2 protein-coding genes are annotated in these 1,440 nt (G+C 38.4%); both read right to left on the bottom strand.

What is annotated here, in order from left to right; all coding sequences use genetic code 11:
- A partial coding sequence (locus A1019T_RS12515) for a helix-turn-helix domain-containing protein (protein ID WP_143514058.1) occupies window positions 1–122 on the bottom strand: 122 nt, incomplete at its 3' end.
- 152 nt (window positions 123–274) lie between these two features.
- Complete coding sequence (locus A1019T_RS12510; RefSeq protein WP_077452031.1) at window positions 275–1,195, bottom strand: hydrogen peroxide-inducible genes activator; 921 nt, start codon at window positions 1,193–1,195, stop codon at window positions 275–277.
- Window positions 1,196–1,440: the final 245 nt, after the last annotated feature.

Below are 1,440 nucleotides of genomic sequence, written 5' to 3'. Positions count from 1 at the left end.
TTCTTTTTCCAACGCTGAATTGTCGTTGTACTGATTTGATATTCTTCGGCAAGCTCTCGATAACTGTAACCTTCGTCAAGCTTGTCTAATATCATTTGTCTGTAGTCTTTTGAATATGCCATCTTATCAGTGTATCTTATTTATGGGGCTATGACTATATCTAATCAAAACTATAGTTAAAAGCCCCTCTAAAAATATTAGAGGGGCTTTCTCTATGCATCAGTAAATAATAAAAGCTAGCAGCGGATAGTAATCAACTAGTAATTAACTTTACTTACACTTGTGATTTAAGGTTCTGCTTATCGGCCTCAAAAGCAGCTTTAAAGATGTTGCCTAGTAAATTGACATCATCGACGCGGGCATAATTTAGACGGGTAACAAAGGCAATACGGCGGTGTGGCCCTTCTTCGGTCAGTGCAATAGTGGCCACCTGATTATTTTGACGGTGTACTTGATTCAAGGCCATTTCTGGGATCAAAGTGGTACCCATGCCCGCTAAAGCCATTTGAATTAAGGTGTTAAGGCTAGCCTCTGAGAAGTTAGACTTAAATTCATCACGGTCAAAGGAGCAAACCGTTAAGGCATGATCGGTTAAACAATGCCCTTCGCCGAGCAACATAAGGTTGGCCTTACTAAGCTGATCTGATGAGATGGTTTCAAGTTCAGCCAAAGGATTGTCTTTTGGGAAAATAGCGAAAAAGTCTTCTTGCCAAAACTCAAAAGTATGCAGTCCATCTACCGCGTAAGGCAGTGCAATAATGGCGGTATCAATATGACCATAACGCACTTGCTCAATTAAACGTTCGGTCTGTTGCTCCACAACTGTCATTCGAAAATTGGGGTACTGAGCTTTTAATTCAGGCAGTACTTTGGGTAATAAATAAGGGGCAATAGTGGGAATCATTCCCACAGTCATCGGATAGGCAAGTGGGGTTTGATGGCTTTGAGCTCGAGTGGTTAAGTCATTGATTTCAGAAAAAACACGTTGAGCACGAACTAAAATCTCCTCCCCAATGGGCGTGATTAGCACCTGCTTATTATTACGTTCAAAAATTTGAGTATCGAGTTGTTTTTCTAGCTCAGCAATACCCAAGCTTAAAGCCGATTGTGAGATATTGCACTCTTCTGCCGCCCTTTTAAAATGGCGATGTTTGGCAACAGCCAACGCAAATTCTAATTGTCTTAAAGTAATCATGGGAAATCTCTTTTATTTTATATAAATCTAAAGTAGCGGCTTGGATTGTTGCTGCTAATAAAAATACTTATCTGATTAGTAGTTAACTGTCTAACTATCTACCTAATTAACTAACTAAAGGTCTGTCAAATCTAACCGATAGGTAAGAGTTTTTTATCTTGATTTTTATTAGATTCAGCTCTATTTATAATAATAACAGGTCATAAAGAGCTTGGTCTATGTTTTATTAAACAAAACATAAATTT

This window comes from Psychrobacter piechaudii (genome assembly GCF_900162825.1).
GTDB lineage: Bacteria > Pseudomonadota > Gammaproteobacteria > Pseudomonadales > Moraxellaceae > Psychrobacter > Psychrobacter piechaudii.
Note: the sequence above shows the minus strand (reverse complement) of the source record. Positions and strands in the feature narration are given on the sequence as shown.

Excerpts from the sequence above, each read along its gene's own strand:
- A1019T_RS12510 (WP_077452031.1), bottom strand. The coding sequence starts at position 1,195 with ATGATTACTTTAAGACAATTAGAATTTGCGTTGGCTGTTGCCAAACAT.